Annotated in this window: 10 protein-coding genes; 5 read left to right on the top strand and 5 right to left on the bottom strand. The window is 67.8% G+C overall.

All coding sequences use genetic code 11. The features are described from left to right. Nucleotides 1–492 (top strand): PLP-dependent aminotransferase family protein (locus OM960_RS25135; RefSeq protein WP_490372117.1); only part of this gene is annotated, 492 nt, incomplete at its 5' end. A gap of 208 nt (nucleotides 493–700) precedes the next feature. Continuing rightward, complete coding sequence (locus tag OM960_RS25130; protein WP_290428762.1) at nucleotides 701–1,099, top strand: cupin domain-containing protein; 399 nt, start codon at nucleotides 701–703, stop codon at nucleotides 1,097–1,099. 126 nt (nucleotides 1,100–1,225) lie between these two features. Here OM960_RS25130 and OM960_RS25125 read toward each other — a convergent pair whose 3' ends face one another. After that, the gene (locus OM960_RS25125) at nucleotides 1,226–1,513 is read right to left on the bottom strand and encodes a DUF1330 domain-containing protein (RefSeq protein WP_263338963.1); all 288 of its coding nucleotides are present in this window, start codon (nucleotides 1,511–1,513) and stop codon (nucleotides 1,226–1,228) included. A gap of 210 nt (nucleotides 1,514–1,723) precedes the next feature. Between OM960_RS25125 and OM960_RS25120 the strand changes: the two genes are divergently transcribed. Next, entirely contained in the window at nucleotides 1,724–2,575 is an 852-nt protein-coding gene (locus tag OM960_RS25120) for a DUF817 domain-containing protein (RefSeq protein ID WP_264773906.1), read from the top strand. Here the strand turns inward: OM960_RS25120 and OM960_RS25115 are convergent. Continuing rightward, a complete protein-coding gene (locus OM960_RS25115; protein WP_264773905.1) occupies nucleotides 2,526–2,897 on the bottom strand; it encodes a hypothetical protein in 372 nt (123 codons plus the stop codon). The genes OM960_RS25120 and OM960_RS25115 overlap by 50 nt on opposite strands. An 87-nt stretch (nucleotides 2,898–2,984) precedes the next feature. Between OM960_RS25115 and OM960_RS25110 the strand changes: the two genes are divergently transcribed. After that, complete coding sequence (locus tag OM960_RS25110; protein ID WP_264773904.1) at nucleotides 2,985–3,746, top strand: alpha/beta fold hydrolase; 762 nt, start codon at nucleotides 2,985–2,987, stop codon at nucleotides 3,744–3,746. Nucleotides 3,747–3,750: 4 nt separating this feature from the next. On the opposite strand, the gene OM960_RS25105 is transcribed toward OM960_RS25110, so the two are convergent. After that, nucleotides 3,751–4,047 carry a hypothetical protein gene (locus OM960_RS25105; protein WP_264773903.1) on the bottom strand — a complete coding sequence of 99 codons (297 nt, stop codon included), beginning with the start codon at nucleotides 4,045–4,047 and terminating at the stop codon, nucleotides 3,751–3,753. Nucleotides 4,048–4,158: 111 nt separating this feature from the next. Between OM960_RS25105 and OM960_RS25100 the strand changes: the two genes are divergently transcribed. Next, nucleotides 4,159–4,296 (top strand): entericidin A/B family lipoprotein, encoded by a 138-nt coding sequence (locus tag OM960_RS25100; protein WP_264773902.1) that lies wholly within the window; start codon nucleotides 4,159–4,161, stop codon nucleotides 4,294–4,296. Nucleotides 4,297–4,302: 6 nt separating this feature from the next. Here the strand turns inward: OM960_RS25100 and OM960_RS25095 are convergent, their stop codons facing one another. Together OM960_RS25095 and OM960_RS25090 are read right to left on the bottom strand one after the other, a co-directional pair. Further along, nucleotides 4,303–4,482 (bottom strand): hypothetical protein, encoded by a 180-nt coding sequence (locus OM960_RS25095; protein WP_264773901.1) that lies wholly within the window; start codon nucleotides 4,480–4,482, stop codon nucleotides 4,303–4,305. Between the two features lie 127 nt (nucleotides 4,483–4,609). Continuing rightward, complete coding sequence (locus tag OM960_RS25090; RefSeq protein ID WP_264773900.1) at nucleotides 4,610–4,984, bottom strand: putative zinc-binding protein; 375 nt, start codon at nucleotides 4,982–4,984, stop codon at nucleotides 4,610–4,612. Nucleotides 4,985–5,508: the final 524 nt, after the last annotated feature.

The raw sequence follows: 5,508 nt of genomic DNA, 5'->3' as shown, positions 1-5,508 counted from the left end.
GGCCCGCTGATGCATGTGATCGCGGCGAAGGCGGTGGCCTTCGGCGAGGCGCTGCGGCCCGAGTTCAAGACCTATGCGGCGCAGGTCAAGAAGAACGCGGCGGCGATGGCGGACGAACTGATGAAGGGCGGGATCGACGTCGTCTCGGGCGGCACCGACAACCACCTCTGCCTTGCCGACCTGCGTCCGAAGAAGGTGACCGGCAAGGCCGCCGAGGCGGCGCTTGGCCGCGCCCACATCACCTGCAACAAGAACGGCGTGCCGTTCGACCCCGAAAAGCCGTTCGTGACCTCCGGCATCCGCCTCGGCGCGCCGGCCGGCACCACCCGCGGCTTCGGCGAGGCCGAGTTCCGCCAGATCGCCCGGCTGATCATCGAGGTCGTCGACGGTCTCGCGGCCAACGGCGAGGACGGCAACGGCGCGGTCGAGGCGAAGGTCAAGGCCGAGGTCGCGACCCTCTGCACCCGCTTCCCGCTCTACCCGAGCCTCTGAACCCGGCGAGACCCGAACACGGCAAGGCCCCCGCGACAACGCGGGGGCTTTGTCTTTGGGGGCGCGGGCGGCCTGCGCGACGGCAGGGTTGTCGCCGCAAAAATCTTCGAAGATTTTTGCCAGGAAAATTGGAATTTTTCTGGCGCCCGTTCGGCCACCAATCGCCTATCATCGACCGATATGCGGAAAAGGTGAAAGGGCGTTCGGGATGGGAAACTGCGTGAAACTGCGACCCGGCGGGATCTATTCGGGCAAGCAGGGTTTCGATTACTTCGAGGGCATCGCGAAGGAGACCGTCGGTAGCCAGGGCGTCTGCATGCACCTTCTGACGATCCCTCCGGGTGGTCGCGCCAAGGCACACAAGCACGAATCCCACGAAACCGCGATCTATGTGATCTCCGGCTCGGCCAGGATGTACTGGGGTGAGAAGCTGGAACATGTCATGGAAACGAATGCGGGCGACCTGATCTACATCCCCGCCGACACGCCGCATCTGCCCTTCAACGACGGAACGGAGCCCGCCGTCGCAGTGATCGCGCGCACCGATCCGAACGAGCAGGAAAGCGTGGTCCTGCTGCCCGAGCTTGAGGCGCTTGTACCGCGGTGATGCCGAACCGTCGGCGGAACGCGGTCATATAACGGGTTTGCGCCCGAAGCACGCCCTCGGGCGGGATGGCTTCGGCGATCCGACCGTTCGCAGCCACAGGCGCGGCAAAGCCGACGGCACCCCGGATCAGATCCCCTCGACCACGATGATGTCGTTGTCGCTGGATGCGGTCTGCCATTTCTGGGCATCCCGGTACTCGGGTGAGTTGTAACAGGCCAGTGCCGCCTCGAAGCTGTCGAACTCGATGACGACGTGCCGCTCGCGCGCCTTGCCCGCGAGGCACTCGAACCTGCCACCCCGGACGATGAAGCGCCCGCCGTACTTGTCGAACGGAATCGCGTTCGCCGCCTTGTAACGCTCGTAGGCCGCAGGGTCCGTCACTGTGATGTGGCCGATCCAGTATCCTTTCGCCATTGCGTGCCTCCCTTCGCATGGCGCGAGCGCGCGCTCCAGATCACGCTGCACGAACTTCGGGCATGTCGCAAGTGAAGCCGGACGGAAGTCAGGCCGCGCATTCCGCATCGGGAACCGCAGCAAGGGGGCGACAGCGCCCGCGCTTCGTGCCATCAACGCCCGATGATGACCGGTGGCACCCATCAGATCGAACGCGCGCTTGGAGCCTGGATGCGCGCTCGCCTGCCGCATGGCCTCGCGGAATTCGTGATGTTCATCCTGAAGCAGGGCTGGGCCTCGCTCTTCGGCGGGCTCCTTCTGGCCGCGCTCATCGTCAGCAAGGCGGTCTGGCAGCCGGACTGGGCTCTCCAGCGTTACGACGCGCTCCTGATCTTCGCCGTATCGGTGCAGGCGCTCTTTCTCTGGGCGCGGCTCGAGACCTGGAACGAGGCGAAGGTGATCCTGCTCTTCCACCTCACCGGCACCGCGATGGAGATCTTCAAGACCGGCGCGGGATCCTGGAGCTATCCCGAGCCCGGTCTCCTGAAGCTCTGGGGCGTGCCGCTCTTTTCGGGCTTCATGTATGCCTCGGTCGGCAGCTACATGGCGCGGGTGATCCGGATCTTCCAGATGCGTTTCACCCCCTATCCGCCCTACTGGATGACGGTCGCGCTGGCGGCGGCGATCTACGTCAACTTCTTCGCCCACCACTACCTGCCCGACATCCGCCTGGTCCTCTTCGCCGCGACGGTCCTGCTTTTCGCCCGCACCCGGATCTGGTTCCGGATCGGCGAGCGCGACTACTGGATGCCGCTGCCGGTCGCGGCCCTGCTGACCAGCTTTTTCCTCTGGATCGCCGAGAATGTCGGCACCGGAACCGGAACCTGGCTCTATGCCGGGCAGAACCCGCTCGACCGCGTCTCCTTCGCGAAGCTCGGGTCGTGGTACCTGCTGCTCTACGTGAGCTTCGTCACCGTGACGCTGGTCTACCGAAGCGTTCTCGGGGCCATGGCGCCCGCCGCCGGCGACGCGGTCACAGGAAACCCCGCCACGACAGGAGCGCCGCAACCACAAGGGCGGTGACGAGCAGCCCCGTCGCGATCCCGGTCAGAATGTCCAGGAAAAGCGCCTTGCGGCGCAGCCCGGCACCGATCGGCTCGAGCTCGCGCCGGCAGCGGTGATAGGCTGCGGCGATCCGCTCGTGGTCGAGCCGTACCCGGAGCTTCGGCACCTGATCCTCCTCGGCGGCACGCGCCAGGTAGCCGGCATCGCGGCGCAACTTCCGCGACAGGCCACGCCCGCCGCGCCGCAGCTTCTCGGCGAGTCCGTTGCCCCGGATCCTGAGCCGGTCCTCGAGCAAATCGGCGATCCGCCCGGCCTTCTCGTGCACGGTCGCGTCACGCATGTCTTCCCCTCCGCCGACCAGACTACCGCGCCAGCGCCCGGCCCGCAACGCACTGGAAGCCGGCGCGACGCTCGGCTAGGAAGGGGCATGTTGACCTTCACCGATCACGGCGCTCCGACCGCGCTTCCGACGCTTCTCATCGTGCATGGGCTCTTCGGCTCGGCGCGCAACTGGGGCGCGATCCAGCGCCGTCTCGGCTTCGACCGCCGCGTCGTGGCGGTCGACATGCGCAATCACGGCGAAAGCTTCCGCGCCGAGCGCCACGGCTATCCCGAGATGGCCGGCGACCTCGCCGAGGTGATCGAGGCGATCGGCGGCCCGGTCGACCTCGTCGGCCATTCGATGGGCGGCAAGGCGGCGATGCAACTCGCGCTCACCCGCGGCGACCTCGTCCACCGGCTGGTCGTGGCCGACATCTCGCCGGTCGCCTATGGCCACAGCCAGGTGCCGCTGGTCGAGGCGATGCAGGGGCTCGATCTCAAGGGGATCGAGGCGCGGTCGGAGGCGGACCGGCGACTCGCGGGCGCGGTCGCGGATCCCGGCGTGCGCGCCTTCCTGCTGCAATCGCTCGACCTGAAGGGCGATGCGCCGCGCTGGCGGCTCAATCTCGACGTGCTCGGGCGCGAGATGGACAAGGTCACCGGCTGGCCCGGCACCGGGGGCCGGTTCGAGGGGCCGACGCTGATGCTCGCCGGAGCGCAGTCCGACTACGTTCTCCCCGAGCATCGGGCCGAGACCAAGCGGCTCTTCCCGAATGCCCGCTTCGCCAAGATCCCCGGCGCGGGGCATTGGCTCCATGCCGACAAGCCGAGGGAATTCGAGGCGGCGTTGCGGGCGTTCCTCGCCTGACGCCCTAGCAATCGAGATCGAGCCACGCCACGCCGGTGTCGCCGGGGATCTGCGTGACCATCGAGTTGGGGATCACCCGGCAGCCCGTGACCTCCGCCGCCGCCGCTTCCATCAGCCGCGGCACCGGCGCCCGTTCGGCGCGGGTGAGATAGCCCATCCGCACCACCTCGGCGCGGCTGCCGGCATGGTAGACGACGAAGCGGATTCCGCCCTTCGTCACCTCGTCGCGGATCGCGCCGAACATGCCCGGCGAGGGCGAGGCGCAGGCGGCGAGGAGGAGGAGGGCCGGAAGATGACGCATGGCGCCACGATGCGCGCGCTTGGTTAACAGGTGCTTAACACGCTGATTCCGGCCTTGAAACAAGGCCGATATGGGTCCAGATTTGCACGAAACGACCATGGAGAAATGCCGATGCTGCGCCTTGCCCTGCCACTCCTCGCGCTTTTTGCGCTCACCGCCTGCGAGACGGTCAAGGGCGCGGGGCGGGATCTTGGAACCGCCGGCGACGCGATCAGTTCGACGGCGCAGAGCGTTCAGTCGGAACTCTGAAAAGACTCAGTTGGCGATCCGGCCGGCGAGGCCGGCGGCCGAGGCGCCGATGCCGCTAACCGCCGAGGAAGCCTTGATTTTCGGGGCGGACGCGGGGGTCAGCCGGAAGCTCGAGCCCGGTTTCTGGCTGTCCTGGAGTGCGTAAAGGCCGAGGATGAGGATCCCGGCGACGAGGAACTTGGCCATGTCGGTCCTCCCGGTAGACCGCGACAGGGTAGCTCCACAATCGGGCGGAAATCGGGCGCGGCGGCTGTCGGCATTGCGTATGGCAGGCGTATGCCTTCCGTACAGCCCGCGTCCCGACGGCGGGTGCTCAGGCGCGCGCCTCGGGCGTGAGGCCGGCGGCGATCCGGGCGAGGACCTGTTCGGCCTCCCCGGGGTCGAAATCGGTGCCGTAGCGCTTGCGCACCCCGAGGTCGGAGAGGAGATGGTAGCGGCTGGCGGCGACGCCGTGGCGGGCGAGGCAGTTCTTCACGCAAGAGAGCGCGCAGCCGTCGAGGGCGACGATGGGGCGGCCGGATTTCGCGGTCCGCACCAGCTTCGGCACGTCGCCGCCGACGCCGGCGATGCAGGACATCTCCGCCAGCCCCTGCCGGTCGAGCCGGATCGCGAGGTGATTGGCCATCTGCGCGGCACTGGAACAGCCCGAGCAGGCATAGACGAGCGGCAGCTGATCGCGTGACGGCATGGCGGGCCTCCCCTTCACCGCGCGGCAGGCTAGCAGCGGCGGGGCGGGCCGGACGCTTGGACAAAGTGACGCAAGGGGAAGCGGGGCGCCCGCAGGACCGGCAGGTGCGGGTCCAGTGGACCCGCGCCCGGTCCGATTGGCCGGAGCAGCGAGGCGAAGGCCAAGAGGGGGGCGGGTAGCGCCGTGCGTTCGGAAATCGGGGCGCGCCTGCCTCAAGCGGGCGCGGTAACGCGCCTGCCGGGGGGTGAGGCGGGATCAGAAACCGTCCAGTGGACGGTTTCCCCGCCGAACGCCCGCCCGCGTCGGGCGGGCCGGGTGGCAGGCGCGGCCGTCAGGCAATGCCTCGATTTGTCGCGGGACAAGTCGGGCGGGCCCGAAGGAAGATTAGAGAAATGGCGGGCTGAAGTCCGCCCTAGGGCCTGTTGACAAAAGGGATTCACACGGACGCCTGATCATGATTCAAGCTGGTATCTGCGATGGAGACCAGCTTGGCACGAGACCTGATGTCGGACGATGAGTGGGCG

Origin of the sequence: Defluviimonas salinarum, assembly GCF_026013545.1 — a bacterium.
GTDB classification, from domain to species: domain Bacteria; phylum Pseudomonadota; class Alphaproteobacteria; order Rhodobacterales; family Rhodobacteraceae; genus Albidovulum; species Albidovulum salinarum.
Note: the sequence above shows the minus strand (reverse complement) of the source record. Positions and strands in the feature narration are given on the sequence as shown.

Bases quoted from the DNA above. Each gene is read 5' to 3' on its own strand.
- OM960_RS25130 (WP_290428762.1), top strand. From the start codon at position 701: ATGGGAAACTGCGTGAAACTGCGACCCGGCGGGATCTATTCGGGCAAG.
- OM960_RS25125 (WP_263338963.1), bottom strand. From the start codon at position 1,513: ATGGCGAAAGGATACTGGATCGGCCACATCACAGTGACGGACCCTGCG.
- OM960_RS25120 (WP_264773906.1), top strand. From the start codon at position 1,724: ATGCGCGCTCGCCTGCCGCATGGCCTCGCGGAATTCGTGATGTTCATC.
- OM960_RS25115 (WP_264773905.1), bottom strand. From the start codon at position 2,897: ATGCGTGACGCGACCGTGCACGAGAAGGCCGGGCGGATCGCCGATTTG.
- OM960_RS25110 (WP_264773904.1), top strand. From the start codon at position 2,985: ATGTTGACCTTCACCGATCACGGCGCTCCGACCGCGCTTCCGACGCTT.
- OM960_RS25105 (WP_264773903.1), bottom strand. From the start codon at position 4,047: ATGCGTCATCTTCCGGCCCTCCTCCTCCTCGCCGCCTGCGCCTCGCCC.
- OM960_RS25100 (WP_264773902.1), top strand. From the start codon at position 4,159: ATGCTGCGCCTTGCCCTGCCACTCCTCGCGCTTTTTGCGCTCACCGCC.
- OM960_RS25095 (WP_264773901.1), bottom strand. From the start codon at position 4,482: ATGGCCAAGTTCCTCGTCGCCGGGATCCTCATCCTCGGCCTTTACGCA.
- OM960_RS25090 (WP_264773900.1), bottom strand. From the start codon at position 4,984: ATGCCGTCACGCGATCAGCTGCCGCTCGTCTATGCCTGCTCGGGCTGT.